The sequence below is a fragment of the Ochrobactrum sp. XJ1 genome, from assembly GCF_024701725.1.
Lineage (GTDB): Bacteria > Pseudomonadota > Alphaproteobacteria > Rhizobiales > Rhizobiaceae > Brucella > Brucella anthropi.
In genome coordinates this window covers 1-17,699 of the sequence record NZ_VDGD01000021.1, presented here as the reverse complement: position 1 = coordinate 17,699, position 17,699 = coordinate 1, and the positions used below count along the sequence as shown (strand labels likewise).

Genomic DNA, 17,699 nt, shown 5'->3' with positions numbered 1-17,699 from the left:
CACGTTGTTCAGTGTAGTGAGGCGCTTGCCGCAAGCCGCTCATCCTTGTCGTGCAGCGCGAAGCGGTCAATCATATCAGCACTCGCTTCGTTGAAGCCGAGAACCTCGACCTCGTCGCCCGCCTGACGGAACTTCAATACGATCTTGTCCAACGCGCCAATTGCGGTGATGTCCCAGAGATGGGCCTTTGTGAGATCGATGATGATCCGCTTACCCTTATCCGTGAAGTCGAACGCATGGATAAAGGCTTCCGCCGACGCAAAGAAGACCTGCCCCACCACTGCATAGGTGACACTGTTTTGTTCGGGATTCTCCAGGCGCGTGACCCTGAATAGACGGGCTACCTTGCCAGCAAAAAAGATGCCGGACAGCAGGACGCCAACAATCACGCCTTTCGCCAAATCATGCGTTGCGACGACGGTGATGACCGTCGCCAGCATGACGACGGAGGACGGAAGCGGATGGCGTCTCAGGTCGAGGATCGACCGCCAGGAGAAAGTGCCAATGGAGACCATGATCATGACCGAGACCAGCGCGGCCATAGGTATGATGCGCACGAGATCGTTGAGGACGACGATGAGGAAGAGCAGGAATGCTCCGGCGACGAAGGTGGACAGCCGTCCACGGCCGCCCGAGGATATGTTGATCACCGACTGGCCGATCATCGCGCAGCCGCCCATACCGCCGATCAGCGCGGAGGCAATATTGCCTGCACCCTGACCGACACATTCCTGGCTCTTTTTGCTTGGTGTGTCGGTCATATCGTCGACGATCTGCGCCGTCAGCAGGGATTCGAGCAGGCCGACGGCGGCGAGCGTCACCGAATATGGGAAGATGATCTGGAGCGTCTCCCAGGTCAGAGGCACCTGCGGAAGCATGAGGAAGGGGAGCGTGGACGGAAGTTCGCCGAGATCGCCGACGGTGCGAAGGTCCATGCCCGCCCACCATGCAAGCGCCGTGAGCACGGCGATAGCAACCAACGGTGAAGGGATCGCCTTTGTGACGTATGGGAATAGGTAGATGATGGCGAGGCCGCCCGCGATCATCACGTACGTGAGCATCGGGACCCCGACGAGTTCGGGCAATTGGGCCATGAAGATCAGGATTGCGAGTGCGTTGACGAAGCCCGTGACGACGGAACGGGAGACGAAGCGCATCACGCGGCCGAGCCTGAGCCATCCCGCAACGATCTGGATGATGCCCATCAGGATGGTGGCGGCGAACAGATACTGAAGGCCGTGCTCCTTGACCAGCGAGATCATGACAACGGCGGTCGCCGCCGTGGCGGCAGAGATCATGCCCGGCCGACCGCCCACAAAGGCCGCCACGCAGGCGATTGCGAAGGAGGCGTACAGGCCGACCTTCGGATCGACGCCCGCGATCACGGAGAAGCCAATCGCTTCCGGGATAAGCGCGAGGGCGACGACGATGCCCGAGAGCACGTCGCCACGGATGTTGGAGAACCACTCCTGCCGGTAGTTTGAAAGAGTTCGCATGGGAGATTTTTCACAGTTGATGCAACGGGCCGAGCGAAACTCGGTCCTCGAAAACGGAATAGGTTGCGTTGCTGTGTTGTCTGGCGGATTGGCGGCCAGAAGAGCCACCCGGAGTTTCACCGGGTCCTTGTGGATGAAGCTAACTAGCTCACGCTGTCCGCTTTTGCAATTATATCTCGCTCTGAACTCGCCACGTCACATAGGACGCGGCGGTCAAGGTGCGGATGTGACACCGGTTACGGAGAACTCAAATGGGTATCGCACACTATGATCCTGCTGCACTGGGCGCTCCGTATGGAACGCTGGCAGGAGGGCTTAAGTAAAGAAGCCGCTCAAACAGCGGCAGATTTCGGCAATTCGTTTCTTCCTTGATAGAGAGGGGCGGATGCGAGACCGAGCGTTGTTTGATCTCGCGATCGACAGCAAGCTAAGTGGCTGCGATCTCGTCAAGATCAAAATCAAGATCAAGATCAAGATCGGAACTCTGGTCACGGGCCAGGATATCCGAACACGAGCAATGGTTATTCAGCAGAAAACTGGACGCCCTGTACAGTAGATTATGGCGGAAGTCAGAGGAAGCTTGCTCGCCTGGTTTCAGCGAAGAGTCGGCACTATAGATGATTTCATTTCCGAGCCGGGTCGATCAAACTGATCATCTCAGTACCCGCCAATATGCCGGGCTGGTCGATGAGTGGGTCACCGCGATTGGGTTGCGTTGTGAAGATTACGGTGCGCACTCTCTTCGACGCACGAAGGCTGCGGTGATCTAGAAGACCACCGGAAATCTTCGTGCGATCCAGATCCTGCTCGGTCACACCAAGATCGAGAACACAGTCAGGTATCTGGGTGTAATATCGAAGATGCTCTGGACCTCGCCAAGCACACGGAGATCTAAGAATCCGCTGCGTCGTACCGGACGATGCCGTTCGTGCATAATCGAGCGGCATCGTCCAGTCTTGGGAGCAGCTATGCGCCCGTATCCCGTCATTCACGCGGCCTTGACGATTATCGAAAACAGACTTTTTGATTTGGTCGGCGCTACGATCGAGATGGTTGAGGAACCGGGCCGTATCGATGATTGCGAGAGAACTCTGCAGCTTTGCACCGATTGTGGATGTGGTAACCGACAATGCGTCATCCCTAAACTAGCCCAAGCAAGGGGAACAAGCCTTTCGCCAGACGATAGCACGTCCTCCTTGATCCATTGGTTAGAGCGAAGACTAGTCCACTGCTTTGGCTACTGCACGTCCTGCTACAAACCTGCTTCAACCATCCAAAGCTCTGCGTCCGCCCCACCGGGGATACGCAGCGGGGCAGATGGGTCGGTGGCAGCTCGCCAAATCGCCTCTGCTACGTCAGATGCATAAGTCACGGGACCTGTGTCTTCCTGCACGCTCTTTATGAATTGCTGGAGAAGCGGCGCATAGTCCGGGTCGTCCATGCCACTCAGATGTGGTCGGGCATTGGCGCCAAAGCTCGTTTCTGGAGAGCGGCCTGGCAAAACGATATGGACGCGCACACCAAATGGCTCCATTTCTAGTGCTAGTGACTCGGTGAAGGCGTTTACGGCGGCTTTGCTTGCGCGGTAGACCCCGACGACCGGCAATGTCTTGACCGTTACCGTGGAGGTGACGTTAATGACGACTCCCGCCCGGCGACGGCGCATTTGTGGCACGACAGCCTGAACCATCGCCAAGGTTCCGATGGTATTTGTCTGAAACAGTGTCTGAACGGTTTCTGGTGCTGTCAGTTCAACTGGAGCAGGCGCGCCGAGGCCGGCATTGTTGACAAGAACGTCGATGCGGCCTGCCGATTCCACTGCCTGCGCGACGCGTGTCGAATCGGTGATATCCAGCGCAAGTATGCGCAGGCGCTCGCAGGACGGTAGCAAATCTTTGTTTGGTGTTCGCATCGTCCCGATTACTTCCCAGCCCCTTTCGAGGAACAGTTTTGCGGTTTCCAGACCAAAGCCGGACGAGCAACCAGTGATCAATATCGTAGGCATAAACATCTCCCTATAAGGTCACGATGCTATGGTAGCGAACAGATAAAGGACTTAATATGAGACATAGTCTGAATTGCTTTAGCGTGGGTCCTGATAATGGCCGTTGATCCTCTAGCCGAAATCGTCACTTTGCTACAGCCTGCCGCCCGCTTCTCGAAGCTGGTGGAATGCGTGGGTTCGTGGCGAATTCGTCGCGAGGCGACAGGAGAACCTTTCTATTGCGCGATCCTGGAGGGGAGTTGCCGCGTGACGTTCGGCGGCCATCGGTCATTTGTGCTTCAGGCCGGTGACTTCGTCCTTGTGCCGGCGATGCAGGACCTGATTAACGAGAGTATCGATGCGCCGACCAATCTGTCCGCCATGTTGCCAACTCAGGTTGACGAAGGGCATTTCCGGGTGGGACGCCGTGACGGTCCCGCCGATCTGCGCATGCGGATCGGCCATTGCAGCTTCGGCGCGTCGGATTCAGCCCTACTTGTCTCGCTGTTGCCGGATGTGGTTCTCGTTCGCGATCGGCCCCGACTTGCCACGCTGATGCAGCTAGTCGATGAGGAAACGCGTGAGCAATGCGCGGCACGCGAGATCGTGCTGGAGCGGCTTCTAGAGGTGTTGTTGATCGAGGCGCTGCGATCCGGAACGGGAACTACAGCCGCGCCTGGCCTGAGTCGCGGATTGGCTGACGAACGCCTGGCAGCTGCACTTCATGCGATGCATGCTCGTCCCGCACATTCCTGGACTGTCAGCGATCTTGCAAAAGAAGCCGCACTGTCTCGTTCTGCATTCTTTGCGCGTTTCAACCACATCGTCGGCCAGTCCCCGATGGGGTATCTGCTGGCTTGGCGCATGGCGCTCGCAAAACAATTGTTGCGGAACAGGAATCTCGGAGTCGAACAGGTGGCAGAACGCGTGGGCTACGGGTCGGCAAGCACCTTCAGTGTCGCGTTTGCGCGACATGCGGGAATGCCCCCAGCTCGATATGCGCGCACGACAACCTAAGAAGCGACGATGGTCGCAATCGCCAACTGGCACCGAGGCTCGTTTTGTTCGGCCAATAGGGAAAGGGGCACGAGTGGGTCAATTTCCACGGATCAGACATCTGCTTATATGCGCAATTCCGGTCATTGGAATGATTTTCAGCCACCCCAAAAGCGGACGGGTCTGCCGACACCTCAGTAAACGTTTGAAGGGGTGGGAAACGGAAAGGCAGCTTTCTGACCGGCAAAGTGTGAGAGAGATCTTCCGGTACTGCAAATGGCTGCCGGGCAAGGCGGACTCTCCCTCCCAGCGTATGCGACAGAAATGTCGAAGATTTTTTAGTGTCTGAAATCTTGACGATACAGCTAGGAATTGGGCGATAAAGGGAGGTTCGCGCCAAGGGTTATTCAAACCCGACTTTCGCATCTGTAACGGTAATCCCCGATGATTAACGGTCCCAATTCTTGAGATATTTGGCTGGCGATGTGCCGAGCGCTTTCTTGAATATAGTGATGAACGCTGACACTGATTCATATCCAAGGTCGCCAGAAACCTGCTGCACCGTTGCCCCAGCTGCAAGACTTCGGAGTGCGATGATCAACTGCAACTGCTGTCGCCAACGACCGAAAGTCAGGCCGGTCTCCTGTTGAACGAGACGAGCGAGCGAATTCTCGCTCATCGCCACTCGCTCCGCCCATTGCGCTATCGTGCTACGGTCGGAAGGATCGTCGACCAGTGCCCACGCGATGCGTCCAAGTCGAGGTTCATCCGTCAATGGCAGATGCAGATCCTCTACTGGCATACGCGGCAGAGCCGATAGAAGCAGTGTGGTGATGAGTTCAGCATCGGCCATCGCGACTGCGGACTGGTCAGCCATCTCTATGATAAGCTCCCTGACAAGCGGAGACAGGGAAAGCGTGCAGCATCGGTCTGGAAGATTGGCAGCGCCTGGTTCAATGAACAGGAAGAACAAGCGAGCATTGGCGGTCGCCACATTGCTGTGCAGCATACCCCCTGGAACCCAGACGCCACAATGAGGAGGTACCATCCAAATCCCGCTCGGAACACGACAGGTCACTCCTCCCCGCGAAGCCAGAACGAGCTGGCCCTTGCGATGGCGATGCTCGGGTGCTTCGCGTTCATTCTGCGACACATCGATCCTTACAGCACTCGCCCGTGCCGCGGACTTGTCAAGATCATTATCGTCTCGAGCCCAGGAGAGGGTCATCGGAAGTTGGCAGGATTTCGTTATCATATGGGAGAATAACTAAATTCCTCAGCCTGATTTGTCGATAAATTTTCGAATGGACATGACGTTCGGAGACCTCAATGGCATTTCAACAACACGATCCCCATTATACCCGACTCTCACAGTTGCCGAGGGCCGGGAGAGTTCAACAACACCTCCTCCCTTTGCTGAAGAGAGCAAGCTTCGTCCTCTCCAGGTTCCGTGCCCTAATGATTTCTCCGGCGACAAATACGCCGGCCATGTCATGTGTGGATCCTGCGGAAGCTTATCTGCATGCCTGCGTTGCGGCTGCGCCTTTTTGCTATGTCTCACCTGCGATCTACGGTCTCACCGGCACCATTGACGAGCGAGGCGTTACCGGGAGCAGTTCACAGCCAGGAGATAAGGTGTGAGCGTTCGGTCGATTGTCACCACCGATACGGTCGTCTTTTCAGTGAAGACATTCCTGGCAGCAATGCTTGCCTATTTCATCGCGATCAGCTTCGACCTTCCCCGACCGTTCTGGGCGGTGGCAACCGTCTACATCGTCGCTCATCCGCTTTCGGGCGCGATCTCATCGAAGTCGGTCTATCGATTGCTCGGAACCCTCATCGGCGGCGGTGCAACTATCGTCATGGTTCCGAACTTGGTGAACGAGCCGATACTGCTTTCAGCGGCGATCATTGCATGGGTATCGGCATGCACTTTCTTCAGTCTTCTGGACCGCACGCCCCGAAGCTATGTCCTGTTGCTGGCCGGATATACGGTGCTTCTTGCAGGACTGCCGTTGGTCACAGCTCCGGCGAACACGTTCGACACGGTCATGTCTCGCATTGAGGAGATCGGTCTCGCAATTATATGCGCGTCGATCGTCAGCCATGTCGTCTTTCCAGCTCATGTGGGTACCGTTCTCGTCAATCGGATCGACGGATGGATGGCCAGGGCGTGGTCGCTCCTCACAACAATGGCGGTCGGAGAATGTGGTGAAACCCAGAGCAGAGTGGCACGACTAGGCCTGGCTGCGGACGTAGCAGACTTGCGGTCATTTACAACCCATCTTCAATATGATGGCTCCAGATATCGACGTGCGATATCGTTAGTGCGATCACTGCAGCACCGCTTGGTGTCTCTCCTTCCACTCTTGGCAGAAATCGAGGATTTACGACGATCACTGGTCAAGCTCAACACGCCCGGCTCGGCAGATGCTTTGTCGTTGATTGCCGCTGTCGGTTCGGCGATCGGCTCTCGATCAAAGAATCCCACAAGGAGTTTCAAGACAGAGATCGATGCGCTCGACCGTTCTGATGCGCCCCACTCTTGGGAAAAGCACCTTCTTGCCAACGCCGCTAGGAACCTGCGGGATATTCTTCGGATCTCCGACGACTGCGGTACCCTTCGCGAAGCCATAGAAGATGAGAACACAGCGAGAGCGGCTCGCCGCTTCGCTGCTGTCGACCAGACGCCAACCCAGCATCGTGACGTCGGCATGGCTTTGTTATCAGCGGTAGCAGTCGCGATTTGCCTGTCGTCATCGACCCTTTTCTGGATCGCGAGCGGTTGGTCTGACGGAATGACATTGACACAGATATCAGGCGTCCTTTGTTGCCTCCTCGCGACGATGGACGATCCGGTTCCTGCAATGCGCAAGTTTGTTGGCGTGACAATCGGCGCGTTCGTCGCAGCGTTCGTCTATGGCTTCGCGGTCCTTCCGATGATCGACGGATTTCTGCCGCTCGCCGCAGCTCTCGGACTGTTTCTGATTCCGGCTGGGATATGCCTCGCTGAGCCTTCCCTGGCCATCGTCGGGATGGGACTATGTATAAACTTTCCTCTTCTTCTCATGCTCCAGTCACGCCAGAGCAGCGACTTCGTCTTATTCGTGAACACAGGAATCGCGACCATTCTTGCGATGATCTGGACGATTGTGGTCTGCAGGCTCTTCCGCTCCGTTAGGGCGGAGACAAACGCCAGAAGGCTTTTTTCCGTTGTACAGAAGCATGTCGCGGAAATCGCGGCCGGCAGACATACCGAGCCCCATGTCACGCACCATCGCGTCATCGATGTTGCCGGCCTCTTTGCTTCCAGAGCTGCAAAACTTCCACTGAGTTCCGATGCTGCAAATGCCGACCTTACGCGGGATCTGCGGACGGGACTTCATATGATGGCTATGCAGAAGTTTGTCGATGAAGCGTCCAGCTCTATTCGCTGCAAAGCGGAAGCAGTCTTCGAAGCACTCGAAGACGTGTACGAACTGAAGTCCGGTGGCCGCCGCGGACCTTTGGAAAATGCCCTGAGGATTTTGGATGATCTTATTCTTTCCGCTCCGGGCACGATCACATCAACTGCGGAAGGGCAGCTTCTGGTGAGCGCGGTCGCTCTTCGCCTTTGCCTCGCCCCAGACGCTGATCCGCCGGTTTTAACAACACCACCTTCAGGGAGGATTGCTGTGTGACCGGACAATTCGATCTTTACGGCGTCTTCCTGCCGTTGTTCGCGGCGCTGGCCCTTTTCGCGTACGGCGTGTTCCGCGTTCTCGCGTCGGTTCTCGACAAGGACGGATTTTACCGACTGGTATGGCATCGCCCTCTGTTCAATCTAGCGATCTACGTCACCCTCCTGGCTGGGTTTTCAGTCGCTTTCAACTGGTTTCAAAGATGAAGAATGTCACCATCATTTCCGCACGGGTCTTTTTGACACTTTCTATGGTCGGCTGCGCAGCGATACTGAGCTGGCACCTATGGTCCTTCTACATGGAAGCGCCATGGACGCGCGACGCTCACATCCGTGCTGATATCGTGCGTTTCGCGCCAGATGTCTCCGGCCCCGTCACTGAGGTTCTGGTGTCGGACAACGCTCGGGTGGAGAAAGGGACGCCGCTGTTCCGTATAGAAACAGACCGATTCAAGCTTGTACTCCGCGAAGCGGAAGCTCAGACAAAGAGCATGAAGGCCGCGGCGGAGCTGGCGAAGACGGATTTCGAACGATATCAACTGCTAGCCTCTAAAGAAGCCGTCAGCCTGAAGCAGCTGCAGCAGGCGGAAAGCCAGATGCATCAGGCAAGCGCAGCGTATCAATCAGCACTTGCAGCGCGGGATCTGGCCAGACTCAACCTTGAACGGACAACCGTGAAGGCACCGGCATCAGGGGCGATCACCAATTTCTCTCTGCGCAGGGGAAACTATGTTTCTGCTGGAAGTGCGGTCGGTGTGCTGGTTGAAAGAGAATCCATCTACATCGCAGGATATTTCGAAGAGACGAAGCTTCCCAGAATCCACGTCAACGATCTGGTGAGGATCGATATTATGGGTGAGCCGGAACCGGTGATCGGACATGTCGCAAGCATCTCCGCCGGGATCGAGGATCGGGAGCGAAGCGACTCTGTCGGCTCCCTCGCAAGCGTGGCTCCGACATTCTCATGGGTCCGTCTGGCCCAGAGGATTCCGGTACGGATCGAGATCGATGACATTCCCGATGCCGTCCGGCTTATTGCGGGTCGCACTGCAACAGTGACGATTGAACCGACGGGCAACTAATAATGTGAACTTATCTGACCCGGCGAAAGGCATAATCCGGTCGATAATATTATCCTGTCGAAAGTTTCCAAAAACCTGCGACTGTCAATTGCCATCTAATCTGCAGCGAGGCAGCTGAATAAAATAATGTCTCCAATGAGGGGCGAAAGCCGCTGGTCAGTAACGCGCGCCCATTTCATTCAATAGCGTAGCCTTCACACCTTTCTCAAAACAGTCGTTCCGTCTATTTTTCCCAGAGAAATCAGCACCGGTGTTTGCGGTCCGTGTTTTAAGAATTACGTTACAGGAAATATTCAGAATATATGAACCAACGTCCCACTGACGGCCAGGGCCGCGACGACGATCCACGGCTGGACTTTCCAGACAGTGAGTAGGAGAAACCCGCCCAACGCTAATGCGAAATCCCGTGGTGAAAAAACCGCGCTTGTCCAAACCGGGTCGTAGAGGGCTGCGCCGAGGATGCCGACGACGGCGGCGTTCGCGCCGCGCATGGCTGCCTGAGCGATCGGTCGCAATCGCAACGCATCCCAATAGGGGAGCATTCCGTAGACCAGTAGAAGACCCGGCAGGAAGATCGCAACGACCGCGATGAAAGCGCCCGCTAGACCATTGGGCATCGGCCCCATGACCGCGCCGAGATAGGCGGAAAAGGTAAATAGCGGTCCTGGTACTGCCTGCGCCAGGCCATAACCGACCAGAAAGGATTCGTTGGTGATCCAACCAGGTGCCACCACCTGTGCTTGCAGCAAGGGGAGCACGACATGTCCTCCTCCGAACACCAAAGCGCCGGAACGGAAAAATGCGTCAAAAAGTGCCACCACCTGATGGCCGCTCGTCATGACCAGCAACGGCGGGATCACGAAAAGTGCAGCAAACAGAAAGAGGGCTAGCGCCCCGTTGCGACGCGAAACCGGAAAGCGGAGATGGCCCGTTGGCTTGGAAAGTTCTCTGCGGCAGAGCCAGAGCCCGGCGATGGCGCCCAGCGCAATCGCACCGATCTGGCCGAATGAGCCGCCAATGAAAATTACTATGGCGATCCCGGCCAAAGCAATTCCGGCGCGTTCCCGATCGGGGGTAAGGCTCTTCGCCATGCCCCAGATCGCCTGCGCGACCACGGCGACTGCGACCAGCTTCAAGCCGTGCAACACGCCTTCCGCAGCAGTTCCAGTAAATGCCGCTACGCTGAGTGCGAGGGCAAACAGGATTGCGACCGACGGCATCGTGAAAGCGAGCCAGGCGGCGAAACCGCCGAGCAACCCATTGCCGCGCAGGACACCGAGCGAGAATCCAACCTGGCTCGAAGCTGGCCCGGGTAAGAACTGACAGAGTGCGACTAGATCGGCATAACCTTCCTCGTCGATCCACTTGCGGCGCACCACCAGTTCATCGCGGAAGTATCCAAGATGAGCGATTGGACCACCGAAGGATGTCAGCCCGAGTTTGAGAAACACTCGAAAGACTTCAGGAGCCGATCCAGCAGCCGGTTGCGCGGCACGGGCTGAATTATCATGTGCGGTCATCACGATCTCCGGACGATACAAACGTTTTCAATGGAGCGAACGCAGGTAAATGGGCTCAGCGATGTTCTAGCATCTCGCCGATCAACTCGCGGACCTTGCCGCGTGCCATCTCCAGTGCCTCCCGGCCGAGCGGCGTCGCTCGATAGATGTGCCGGACGGAACGGCCCGCACGTTGCTTCTCGGAAATGAGATAGCCCTTCTTCTCCATCGAACGCAGCATCGGATAGAGCGTCCCGGCACTCAGCTTGTATCCATGATTGGCCAATTCTTCGATCATAAACTGTCCATAGACCTCGCCTTCGACCGCATGATGCAGAACGTGAAGGCGAATGAGTCCATTCAGCAGATCTTGATGTTCCATATACCCACATGATCCCAATGCATCCATTCCATCGAGTATCGTTATCGAATTTCGATAATATAGAGTGACTGTGTCACGGCGATGAACGAATTGCACTCCTGGCAAACTGGCAGAAGCAGGCGATTTGGACATAGCAGAAAGTCCCTCGATGGTTTGAAATGGGCGGTCTGCGGTTTGGCTTGGGCCTCGATTGTTACTGTATCGATCTGCTTGATTCTTCCGGGTTGGGCGAAATGCGCTTTACTGCCGTGGTTTCGTTCCAACCGCGTTTGCCTGTAAGCTGACATCAACGAAGCAACTTCAATCCTGTGAGGATCGCGACGCCTAGAGCGGCAGTAAGAGCCAGAATAGTGAGGCTCCAGCTCGCACCAAATTGCGTTACACTGGAAGCCATCGCTAACGGTGCAGTGGCGGACACGATTAATCTGGCTGATATGATTTTGCCCTGCATGGAACCGTAACCATCACTGCCGAACAGTGACAAAGGCAAGGTTCCTGAGACAATACTGAAGAGGCCGTTTCCAAAGCCAAAAAGGCAGGCAAACATCATCGTCGCAATAATGGACGGAGCTCCGAATAGCAGAAAAATGAGGGCTAGTCCCATCAATGCGGCCGAGACAACTGCCAGATTGATCGGCGCAAGGTTCTTGCCCCCGAGCATGTTGATCAGGCGGCTGGCCACCTGAGATGGTCCGAACATCGCGCCAATGAAAGCTGCAGAACCTGCAAGACCGAGCGCACCCAAAATCGGCACCATATGGACCAGAATAGCCGCTGCAACGAGAGCCTGCGTCGAGAATGCGACGAGAACCAGCAGGAAACCTTTGCGCCGTAGATGGGCAGGCAGATCACCTGAACAGGCGGCTGCGACTGTTCCATCCGTTGATCGCTTTCGACCACTCTTTGCAATGGAACGTGCGAGCATAAGGTGTACCGGCACGCAGAGAAAAAAATGGAGGCAAGCGAACAGCAAATAGGTCTGTTGCCAGGTGAGCCAATGCTGAAGGGTTGTTGTGATGGGCCAGAAAATTGTCGAGGCAAAGCCTGCAATCAGTGTCAGATAGGTGATGCTACGCTGGGCAACATTTGGCGCCAATTGCACCAATAATGCAAAGGCTGCTCCATACTGGACGAGGTTTGCGGCGATTTCGATGATCGTCAGCGTGCCTGCAAACACTAACGCATTTGAAGAAAGTGAACACAGTATGAGAGCGACGGCGGCCAGTATCGAACCTATCGTCATCATGCGACCTGCGCCGTAACGATCAATCCATTTGCCTAACCAGGGAGCCAGGAATCCTCCTGCCAGCAGGGCGACTGACAGTGCTCCGAAAATCCATTCGTTGGAAACGGAGAAGTCTCGCGCCATGGACGGTGCAAGAATGCTGAAGGAATAATATAAAGTGCCGTAACCGATATTCTGGGTCAGTCCGAGACCGGCAATGGCCGCAATGGGAAGCCGTTCAGCGCTCATATTGATTTCAACGAAACACGCCTTTCGAGTTTGACTGCCTCTTCCTTGCGCTCGCTATACCGGTCTGTGAGATGATCCGCGATGCCACGCGTCAGAAGTGTAAACTTCATCAGTTCTTCCATCACATCGACCACGCGATCATAGAACGATGAAGGTTTCATCCGTCCAGCGTCGTCAAATTCCTGCCATGCCTTTGCGACGGATGACTGGTTTGGAATGGTGATCATTCGCATCCAGCGTCCAAGAATGCGCATCTGATTGACAGCATTGAAGCTCTGCGATCCGCCTGATACCTGCATCAATGCCAGAGTTCGGCCCTGCGTCGGACGAATTGCTCCACCCGGCAAAGGAATCCAGTCGATCTGCGATTTCATGACGGCGCTCATGGCTCCATGACGTTCTGGACTGGTCCAGACTTGCCCTTCTGACCAAAGCATTGCCTCACGCAATTCCTGAACCTTCGGATGCTCTGCCGAACCATCGTCAGGCAAGGGAAGACCATTGGCATGAAAGATACGCGTTTCAGCGCCCAACGCATCGAGCAGACGCTGTGCTTCCAGCGTCAGAAACCGGCTATAGGAACGATCACGAAGTGAGCCATAGAGCAAAAGGATACGAGGCTTATGCATTGGAAAGTCGGCGCGTAGTGCATCCACGTCGGGCAATGCGAAGGAATTCTGATCGAGGTTCGGCAGGTCCATCTCAGCGGGACTTTCTTTCATAGGTGATGACTTCTCCGTCCTCTTTGGTGAATGACGACACCGGGTTTTCCAGAATGTCGAGAACCAGTTCTGACGGACGGCACAGTCTGGTGCCAAGTGGCGTTTCCACGATTGGACGATTGATCAGGATAGGATGCGCCATCATGAAGCCGACCAGTTCGTCATCGGTCCAGTTTAGATCGGACAATCCCAATTCGGCATATGGTGTGCCTTTCTCGCGAAGGAGCTGACGGGGTGTCATCGCCATTGCTTGAAGTAATTCGACCAGTTGTTCTCGCGAAGGCGGATTTTGTACATATTCAATGACGACAGGTTCTTCGCCGCTGGCACGGATCAAGGCTAATGCGTTGCGAGACGTGCCGCAGTTCGGATTGTGATAGATCGTCACTGGCATCAGGGTTTTCCTGTTTCGGTGACTGGCTTTTGACTGGCACCGCGTTCGTACCAGCCCTTTGAGCGGTTCAAGATCCAGACGACAGAGAGCATGACGGGCACTTCAACAAGAACGCCAACCACTGTTGCGAGTGCCGCGCCAGATGAGAAGCCGAAAAGGCTGATTGCGGCTGCTACTGCCAGCTCGAAGAAGTTGGATGCGCCAATCAACGCCGAGGGACCGGCGACGCAATGTTGCTCGCCTGAAATGCGATTCAACAGATAAGCGAGGCCAGAATTGAAATAAACCTGGATGAGGATCGGCACGGTCAGCATCGCTATGATCATGGGTTGTGCGATGATCTGCTCTCCCTGAAACCCGAATAGCAGTACGAGTGTCGCCAAAAGCGCAATCAGAGACAGCGGCTGTAGTGTCTTCAGCATTGCATCGAAGACTCGTTGTCCTCCGCTGGCGAGAATGCTTCTGCGCAGGATTTGAGCGATAATCACCGGAATGACGATATAGAGGACAACCGACAAAACGAGCGTATCCCACGGGACAGTAATTGCCGACAGTCCGAGCAGTAGCCCGACGATAGGGGCAAATGCCACAACCATGATCGCATCGTTCAGTGCGACCTGCGACAGCGTGAAATGCGGCTCGCCATTGGTCAGGTTGGACCAGACGAACACCATTGCCGTGCAAGGGGCAGCCGCCAGAATAATCAGTCCGGCAATGTAGGAGTCGATCTGGTCTGCAGGCAGATAAGGGCGAAACAGCCAGCCGATAAATAGCCAACCGAGAAGCGCCATAGAGAATGGTTTGACGGCCCAATTGATAAAGAGCGTGACGCCGATACCACGCCAGTGTTCAGTGACCTGTCTCAATGCGCTGAAATCGATCTTCAGCAACATGGGGATGATCATGAGCCAGATAAGAATGGCGACTGGAATGTTGACCCTGGCGACTTCAGCAGACCCGATTGCATGGAATACTGTCGGAAAGAAATGTCCCAGAGCTACGCCAGCGACAATGCAAAGAGCCACCCAGACAGTGAGATATCGTTCGAATGTGGACATCAGTTGTTCTCCACATTTGTCTGTGTGCTACCTTCGATGGTGCCGATTTCTTTCAGATGATTTTGAAGCGCCATGCGGTCTATCGTGGCGTGGGGAAGGCTCAGGAATGCTGATATCCGGTTCTTCATAAAGCGGGCCGCCTGTGCAAAGGCGCGCTGTTTTTCCGCGCCATTTCCTTCGACAGCGGCGGGGTCTTCAATGCCCCAGTGGGCTGTCATGGGATGGCCGATCCAGACAGGACAGGCTTCCCCGGCAGCGTTATCGCAGACAGTGAAAATGAAATCCATCTGAGGGGCGTCGGCACCTGAAAACAGGTCCCAGCTTTTTGAGCTCAGGTTCTCGGTGGAATAGCCGAGAGCGTCCAGTTCCTTGATTGCGAGAGGATGAACGTCGCCTTTTGGCTGACTACCAGCCGAATAGGCGTGAAAACGTCCTTCGCCGTCTTTGTTCAGAATTGCTTCGCCCAAAATTGAGCGTGCGGAATTGCCCGTGCACAAGAAGAGCACGTTGTAGACCCGATCCGTCATTTTATCAGTCCGTTTGTGTAAGGCCGAATTCAGCGGCCTTGTGTTACTGGGCGATCGTCTTTGGTTCGCAACAGGGTGTCAGGCTTTTTATAAGAGGTGCGCAGAGCTCGGCACCGCCGCCACAGCAGTCCTTGATCATGAAAAGGGTCAGTTCTCGAAACCGATCGAGATCAGCGCGATAGATGATCGAACGGCTTTGACGTTCGCTTTTCACTAGACGAGAACGAGACAGCGTCGCGAGATGAGCAGACATCGTATTCTGTGGCACATCCAGCATACGCGCCAGTTCACCGGCGGGGATTCCCGCTGGTTCGTGCTTCACCAACAGCCGGAAGGTATCGAGCCTTGTCGACTGGGCGAGGGCGGCCAGCGCCGTAATTGCATCTTTATTTTCCATACATCCAGAATAATGGATGTATTGGTGCTGTCAATTAGAAATTTGGATGCTTAACGGCATTTGGGCGCTTTCTGAAATAGGGCTGTTGATTATGAAATGGCGCGCCCCTTAGCGACGTTGACCAATGCGTCGCTGCTACAGACACCATCTTCGTAAGCATCCAAAATACGACGCGCCATCACGTCAGCCTGTGAGCTATGCGGCTGAATATCGCTGCTGCGTACGCTGGTCTGGACAATATCGCGCAGAAACCGAATTTCCTCCAGCGAATAGAACCCGGCGCGGGAAGCTAGTTTGCCCACCATCATCAAATCTCCTGCCTCATCGTTTCAATAATGGACGCCAATGCCGCGCGCATTGACACGGATCAAAGCGTCGCTCGCGTTCTCGTTTCAGCATGCATCAGAATCTGAGACAGAAATGGAAACAAGATGCAGATTGAGCCGCGGATCCAGCTCCGATCACTAGATGTTGGATGAGATCATGTCCGATAGACCAGGGCGCAGCTTTGCCTCGGAAAGAGTCAGGCGTTCGGCCATTGAGTATCGCTTGGAACCGGAAAAGGATCAGGAGGCACGGTTCGCCGACATGCTTGTTGGAGAACTTAAGCGACGTCTCCGCGCTCGTGAATCGAACGCTTGGCGATCATCGCGGAACCGCGAATGCTGGGCACGTCCCGCAGGAAGTTTTCGCCAGCTCTCAAGCAGGCCGTAGTTCCTGAATTCGCAAAAGACCTGACGAAGGTGTGTCGGCAAGATCTCGGGGCGATCATAGCGGAGCTTGGTATCTGATAGAACCGTGTTAGTGAACTATACGTCTTAGACGAGGGCGCCTGATCAAGAGTGGAGCAACTACGATGTAGCATATTCTTCTGGCGACCGACGGTTCGGAAAGCGCCCAGTGCGCCGCCGAGGTGGCTGCGCACTGGGCGCAGACTTTGCGCGGAAAATTGTCGATAGTCACCGTTGAAGGAGGCATCACGAAGGACATGGAACAGTTTGCAGGAAGCGAAGGAAGCCTAGCAGATGCAGTCGAGGGATTTGCGACACAGGTGCTTTGTCAGGCAAGGGGCATCGCGACTAAAACAGGAGTCACCGCTGTTGAAGTGCGGACGGGCTGGGGCGATCCGGTGGAGGTGATCCTCGAAATGGCCTTTCCCGACAATGTTGATGCCATCGTTGTGGGGCGGTGGGGCGGAGGGGACGTGGCAGGCTAGCGGGCCTTTTGCTTGGCAGTGTTTCGCAGAAGCTGGTGAGCCTGGCTCCCTGCACAGTGGTTGTTGTGCCGTAAACTCGACCCGATGCCCGATGAATGTCAGTTGATCGGCGCGGCCAGGATGCCGGATAGGATATCGGCGGGGCTTCGGTCGGCATCGAAGCGGCGCCAGGTAATCTCACCTGCGTTCCTTTTCAGCTGTCGAGAGAGGATGTCGACCGTTGCGTCAGATGGGCCACCACGCCGTTGGTCGACGCGGCGCCACAGCACGTCGGGAGAGACATCCAGCCAGATGCTGATGAATGGCACATGCTGTCCCATCGCTACTTTTTCGATACGGGTGCGATCCGCCGGTCTATCGAAGACGGCATCCGCGAGGACGGTTCCACCCCCGGCGAGGATGAGTTCCGCACGCCATACCATCTCACCATATACTCGGTCGGAGACTTCCGGCCGATACGCCTCCTCCGGCAGGCGTGTTTCCGGCGGCACTCCGTGCAGTGCCTTGCGGATGCGGTCACTCTCCACGATGCGGGCTCCCGGCGGCGCTCCGATATGGGCGGCGAGCGCCTCGGCGATCGTGGTCTTGCCCGAACCGCTCAGCCCGCCAATGGCGATGAGGTGGGGAGGGCGCTTCTCAAGCAATTCCATGGCAAGGTTGTCAATCGGAACGGAATATTCACCCCCTTTACTTGTCCAATATTGACCCCCCGATTACGGATTAGCACTTGGCCTGCCCGACGCTGGCCGGGGTTGCAAAGGGTAGGCCAAGTGCGGGTGATTAGCTGTTTCGG

At 55.7% G+C, this 17,699-nt stretch carries 20 protein-coding genes, 1 pseudogene and 1 other annotated feature; of the genes and pseudogenes, 8 read left to right on the top strand and 13 right to left on the bottom strand.

The window, feature by feature from the left end:
- Nucleotides 1–8 precede the first annotated feature (8 nt).
- Nucleotides 9–1,496, bottom strand: coding sequence for a SulP family inorganic anion transporter (locus tag FG152_RS24620; protein ID WP_105529397.1), 1,488 nt, complete (start codon nucleotides 1,494–1,496; stop codon nucleotides 9–11).
- Nucleotides 1,497–1,570: 74 nt separating this feature from the next.
- Nucleotides 1,571–1,626: a sequence feature (sul1 is cis-regulatory element that is thought to sense ions involved in sulfur or methionine metabolism; They are found in Alphaproteobacteria), on the bottom strand.
- Nucleotides 1,627–1,747: 121 nt separating this feature from the next.
- On the opposite strand from FG152_RS24620, the pseudogene FG152_RS24615 reads away from it, so the two are divergent.
- Nucleotides 1,748–2,391, top strand: a pseudogene (locus tag FG152_RS24615) (tyrosine-type recombinase/integrase).
- 357 nt (nucleotides 2,392–2,748) lie between these two features.
- Here FG152_RS24615 and FG152_RS24610 read toward each other — a convergent pair.
- On the bottom strand, nucleotides 2,749–3,501 hold the full coding sequence (locus FG152_RS24610; protein WP_036589330.1) for an SDR family oxidoreductase: 753 nt from the start codon (nucleotides 3,499–3,501) through the stop codon (nucleotides 2,749–2,751).
- 96 nt (nucleotides 3,502–3,597) lie between these two features.
- On the opposite strand from FG152_RS24610, the gene FG152_RS24605 reads away from it, so the two are divergent.
- Nucleotides 3,598–4,497 carry an AraC family transcriptional regulator gene (locus FG152_RS24605; RefSeq protein WP_036589331.1) on the top strand — a complete coding sequence of 300 codons (900 nt, stop codon included), beginning with the start codon at nucleotides 3,598–3,600 and terminating at the stop codon, nucleotides 4,495–4,497.
- Between the two features lie 427 nt (nucleotides 4,498–4,924).
- Here FG152_RS24605 and FG152_RS24600 read toward each other — a convergent pair whose 3' ends face one another.
- Nucleotides 4,925–5,731, bottom strand: a complete 807-nt coding sequence (locus FG152_RS24600; RefSeq protein WP_051517916.1) for an AraC family transcriptional regulator — start codon at nucleotides 5,729–5,731, stop codon at nucleotides 4,925–4,927.
- Between the two features lie 382 nt (nucleotides 5,732–6,113).
- Between FG152_RS24600 and FG152_RS24595 the strand changes: the two genes are divergently transcribed.
- From FG152_RS24595 to FG152_RS24585, 3 genes are read left to right on the top strand one after another with little or no spacing between them, the layout of a single operon-like run.
- Complete coding sequence (locus FG152_RS24595; protein ID WP_036589332.1) at nucleotides 6,114–8,156, top strand: FUSC family protein; 2,043 nt, start codon at nucleotides 6,114–6,116, stop codon at nucleotides 8,154–8,156.
- Complete coding sequence (locus FG152_RS24590; RefSeq protein WP_036589334.1) at nucleotides 8,153–8,362, top strand: DUF1656 domain-containing protein; 210 nt, start codon at nucleotides 8,153–8,155, stop codon at nucleotides 8,360–8,362. The genes FG152_RS24595 and FG152_RS24590 overlap by 4 nt, the downstream gene beginning before the upstream one ends.
- Nucleotides 8,359–9,237: an efflux RND transporter periplasmic adaptor subunit gene (locus FG152_RS24585; RefSeq protein WP_036589337.1), complete on the top strand. Its 879-nt coding sequence runs from the start codon at nucleotides 8,359–8,361 to the stop codon at nucleotides 9,235–9,237. Before FG152_RS24590 ends, FG152_RS24585 begins: the two co-directional genes overlap by 4 nt.
- Nucleotides 9,238–9,530: 293 nt before the next feature.
- On the opposite strand, the gene chrA is transcribed toward FG152_RS24585, so the two are convergent.
- From chrA to FG152_RS24540, 9 genes are all read right to left on the bottom strand, one after another.
- Entirely contained in the window at nucleotides 9,531–10,757 is a 1,227-nt protein-coding gene (chrA, locus tag FG152_RS24580) for a chromate efflux transporter (protein WP_036589379.1), read from the bottom strand.
- 55 nt (nucleotides 10,758–10,812) lie between these two features.
- Nucleotides 10,813–11,118, bottom strand: a complete 306-nt coding sequence (locus FG152_RS24575) for a PadR family transcriptional regulator (RefSeq protein WP_036589338.1) — start codon at nucleotides 11,116–11,118, stop codon at nucleotides 10,813–10,815.
- Between the two features lie 286 nt (nucleotides 11,119–11,404).
- The gene (gene arsK / locus FG152_RS24570) at nucleotides 11,405–12,592 is read right to left on the bottom strand and encodes an arsenite efflux MFS transporter ArsK (protein ID WP_036589342.1); all 1,188 of its coding nucleotides are present in this window, start codon (nucleotides 12,590–12,592) and stop codon (nucleotides 11,405–11,407) included.
- A complete protein-coding gene (arsH, locus tag FG152_RS24565; protein WP_036589343.1) occupies nucleotides 12,589–13,314 on the bottom strand; it encodes an arsenical resistance protein ArsH in 726 nt (241 codons plus the stop codon). The genes arsK and arsH overlap by 4 nt, the downstream gene beginning before the upstream one ends.
- A complete protein-coding gene (gene arsC / locus FG152_RS24560) occupies nucleotides 13,295–13,708 on the bottom strand; it encodes an arsenate reductase (glutaredoxin) (protein WP_036589346.1) in 414 nt (137 codons plus the stop codon). Before arsC ends, arsH begins: the two co-directional genes overlap by 20 nt.
- Nucleotides 13,708–14,766: an ACR3 family arsenite efflux transporter gene (gene arsB, locus FG152_RS24555; RefSeq protein ID WP_036589348.1), complete on the bottom strand. Its 1,059-nt coding sequence runs from the start codon at nucleotides 14,764–14,766 to the stop codon at nucleotides 13,708–13,710. Before arsB ends, arsC begins: the two co-directional genes overlap by 1 nt.
- Nucleotides 14,766–15,293, bottom strand: coding sequence for an arsenate reductase ArsC (locus tag FG152_RS24550; RefSeq protein WP_036589351.1), 528 nt, complete (start codon nucleotides 15,291–15,293; stop codon nucleotides 14,766–14,768). The genes arsB and FG152_RS24550 overlap by 1 nt, the downstream gene beginning before the upstream one ends.
- 43 nt (nucleotides 15,294–15,336) lie before the next feature.
- A complete protein-coding gene (locus FG152_RS24545; RefSeq protein ID WP_036589353.1) occupies nucleotides 15,337–15,690 on the bottom strand; it encodes an ArsR/SmtB family transcription factor in 354 nt (117 codons plus the stop codon).
- Nucleotides 15,691–15,779: 89 nt separating this feature from the next.
- Nucleotides 15,780–15,998, bottom strand: coding sequence for a hypothetical protein (locus tag FG152_RS24540; RefSeq protein WP_036589355.1), 219 nt, complete (start codon nucleotides 15,996–15,998; stop codon nucleotides 15,780–15,782).
- A gap of 330 nt (nucleotides 15,999–16,328) precedes the next feature.
- On the opposite strand from FG152_RS24540, the gene FG152_RS24535 reads away from it, so the two are divergent.
- The 3 genes from FG152_RS24535 (at nucleotide 16,329) to FG152_RS24525 (ending at nucleotide 16,980) form a co-directional block, all read left to right on the top strand.
- Entirely contained in the window at nucleotides 16,329–16,481 is a 153-nt protein-coding gene (locus tag FG152_RS24535; protein ID WP_353368261.1) for a host attachment protein, read from the top strand.
- A 74-nt stretch (nucleotides 16,482–16,555) separates the two neighbouring features.
- Entirely contained in the window at nucleotides 16,556–16,906 is a 351-nt protein-coding gene (locus FG152_RS24530; protein WP_080692137.1) for a universal stress protein, read from the top strand.
- On the top strand, nucleotides 16,879–16,980 hold the full coding sequence (locus FG152_RS24525; protein WP_080692138.1) for a universal stress protein: 102 nt from the start codon (nucleotides 16,879–16,881) through the stop codon (nucleotides 16,978–16,980). Before FG152_RS24530 ends, FG152_RS24525 begins: the two co-directional genes overlap by 28 nt.
- Before the next feature lie 24 nt (nucleotides 16,981–17,004).
- Here FG152_RS24525 and FG152_RS24520 read toward each other — a convergent pair whose 3' ends face one another.
- The gene (locus FG152_RS24520) at nucleotides 17,005–17,556 is read right to left on the bottom strand and encodes a P-loop nucleotide/nucleoside kinase family protein (protein WP_051517917.1); all 552 of its coding nucleotides are present in this window, start codon (nucleotides 17,554–17,556) and stop codon (nucleotides 17,005–17,007) included.
- Nucleotides 17,557–17,699: the final 143 nt, after the last annotated feature.

Bases quoted from the DNA above. Each gene is read 5' to 3' on its own strand.
- FG152_RS24620 (WP_105529397.1), bottom strand. From the start codon at position 1,496: ATGCGAACTCTTTCAAACTACCGGCAGGAGTGGTTCTCCAACATCCGT.
- FG152_RS24610 (WP_036589330.1), bottom strand. From the start codon at position 3,501: ATGCCTACGATATTGATCACTGGTTGCTCGTCCGGCTTTGGTCTGGAA.
- FG152_RS24605 (WP_036589331.1), top strand. From the start codon at position 3,598: ATGGCCGTTGATCCTCTAGCCGAAATCGTCACTTTGCTACAGCCTGCC.
- FG152_RS24600 (WP_051517916.1), bottom strand. From the start codon at position 5,731: ATGATAACGAAATCCTGCCAACTTCCGATGACCCTCTCCTGGGCTCGA.
- FG152_RS24585 (WP_036589337.1), top strand. From the start codon at position 8,359: ATGAAGAATGTCACCATCATTTCCGCACGGGTCTTTTTGACACTTTCT.
- chrA (WP_036589379.1), bottom strand. From the start codon at position 10,757: ATGACCGCACATGATAATTCAGCCCGTGCCGCGCAACCGGCTGCTGGA.
- FG152_RS24575 (WP_036589338.1), bottom strand. From the start codon at position 11,118: ATGGAACATCAAGATCTGCTGAATGGACTCATTCGCCTTCACGTTCTG.
- arsK (WP_036589342.1), bottom strand. From the start codon at position 12,592: ATGAGCGCTGAACGGCTTCCCATTGCGGCCATTGCCGGTCTCGGACTG.
- arsH (WP_036589343.1), bottom strand. From the start codon at position 13,314: ATGAAAGAAAGTCCCGCTGAGATGGACCTGCCGAACCTCGATCAGAAT.
- arsC (WP_036589346.1), bottom strand. From the start codon at position 13,708: ATGCCAGTGACGATCTATCACAATCCGAACTGCGGCACGTCTCGCAAC.
- arsB (WP_036589348.1), bottom strand. From the start codon at position 14,766: ATGTCCACATTCGAACGATATCTCACTGTCTGGGTGGCTCTTTGCATT.
- FG152_RS24550 (WP_036589351.1), bottom strand. From the start codon at position 15,293: ATGACGGATCGGGTCTACAACGTGCTCTTCTTGTGCACGGGCAATTCC.
- FG152_RS24545 (WP_036589353.1), bottom strand. From the start codon at position 15,690: ATGGAAAATAAAGATGCAATTACGGCGCTGGCCGCCCTCGCCCAGTCG.
- FG152_RS24540 (WP_036589355.1), bottom strand. From the start codon at position 15,998: ATGATGGTGGGCAAACTAGCTTCCCGCGCCGGGTTCTATTCGCTGGAG.
- FG152_RS24520 (WP_051517917.1), bottom strand. From the start codon at position 17,556: ATGGAATTGCTTGAGAAGCGCCCTCCCCACCTCATCGCCATTGGCGGG.